At 39.0% G+C, this 1706-nt stretch carries 2 protein-coding genes; both read right to left on the bottom strand.

Annotated elements, in window-relative coordinates; all coding sequences use genetic code 11:
* Positions 1-79: 79 nt before the first annotated feature.
* On the bottom strand, positions 80-1450 hold the full coding sequence (locus AC1DSB_RS18905; RefSeq protein ID WP_477587376.1) for a bifunctional metallophosphatase/5'-nucleotidase: 1371 nt from the start codon (positions 1448-1450) through the stop codon (positions 80-82).
* A 12-nt stretch (positions 1451-1462) separates the two neighbouring features.
* The coding region (locus AC1DSB_RS18900) for a TSUP family transporter (protein WP_477587375.1) at positions 1463-1706 on the bottom strand (244 nt) is incomplete at its 5' end.

Below are 1706 nucleotides of genomic sequence, written 5' to 3'. Positions count from 1 at the left end.
TTCCAATAAACTGACCTTTTTGATATTTTACGTAATCGCACAAAAAAAGCCTCCTAGGTCATATTACGACCAGGAAGCCTCAATTATTCCTATATTCGTTCTTTTGACCATATGCAATTAGAATGTCACGAATGAATTCTGGCATAAAGTAAGTCTTTGGCAATTCTTTGAATGCTGGAAAGAAATAACCAAAAGTGAACATATCAAGAGTTGCCAATCGAACCTTGACTGTAGGTTCAATGAGACGCCCACGTATAAACAAATCATCCTCAACTACCTTAAATTGATGGGTAATCATTTTACCCATCACTACCCCACGAAAGCCCAGTCCTTTAATTTCAAGATTTGGCCAGCTTTCATTTAACGACAAGTTGTAAATATCTTTTAATTGTTCTCCAGTCAGTTCAATGACACAAGGGTTGATTGGATGAGGCATCATTTGGTGAATATCAAAATGTGATATTTCACCTCTATGTAAGTCCGTTAAGAACAAGCCTGCATTGAACAGGGCACATTCGGTGTTACAAAATGTGGTTAATGCGTTCCCAAAATAAGTCGACAAAGCGGAATCCTTGAACCATTCTTTTGGAAGATGTTCCGTTTGGTAAAACGCTGGAACTGATAAAAGGTTTTTGCCCACATTGACCAAATTATTTAGAAATCCTTCTTCGTCGACACTTTCTTGCAATTCATTTGTATCGTACAAAAGTGCATGTTTCTTTATAACTTCTTTCTTTTCCAAATCGTATTCTAGTGTCACATGCCCTACGTAATATCCAAACTTGCCAGCGGCTGCTAACAGGGAACGATTGACCAGCTTTCCTTCATGTAAAATGTGATGAGTGTGTGCCCCAAAAATGACATCAATTTCGGGAAATTGCTCGGCCATTTCTTCATCTGCTTGAATCCCCAAATGAGACATACAAATGATGACGTCAGTTTCACCTTTTAGTTGCTCAACATGTGCTTTTAAAGCTACAAATGCATCCGTTACTTGCCATCCGAGCTGTTCATAAAACTGAGTGTATTCAGCAGTTAGGGCTGTCACACCTATCTTTGTACCATGCATCGTTGTAAGAAAAGTGGTTGGCAATAACCAATTTGGAACTTCCCCATTTTGATTAAACAAGTTTCCTACCACGACTTTAAATTGTGCATCTTCATAAAGATTTTCCAATTCATCGTAGGACAAAGTTATACCTTCATTGTTACCTATAGTAGCAACGTCATATAGAGCTTCATTTAAGAGATTCACATTTCCTTTGCCGAGCGTTCCTTCCGTGAAAATATGGGAACGGTCGATATGATCTCCCAAGTCTATCGTGAAACTCGATTCGCCTTCTTCAACATGCCATTTTTTTCGTGCTGTCACGAGCTCATGAATACGTGGCCAATGCTGAAAATGACTATGTAAATCATTAGTATGATAAAAATGAATGGTTTCAATCATTTGGCCAACTCCTTATCCCATCAGTCCTGCAGCAATCGAGCGAACACCAAGTAATAATAAGATTATACGCAGAGCAAATACCAATGTTTCCGATTGAATACGTTGATTTAAGTTTGCACCTATTTTGGCTCCAATATAAGCAGCCGGTACGACTGGAATTGTATATAACCACGGAACATTCCCAAGCGAAATATGGCTGGCTGAGTTAACCAAAGCGGATAAGAACACCATGAACATGGAAGTTCCGACCGCAACG

It is taken from the genome of Paenisporosarcina sp. P4_E4_2 (assembly GCF_056401595.1).
Note: the sequence above shows the minus strand (reverse complement) of the source record. Positions and strands in the feature narration are given on the sequence as shown.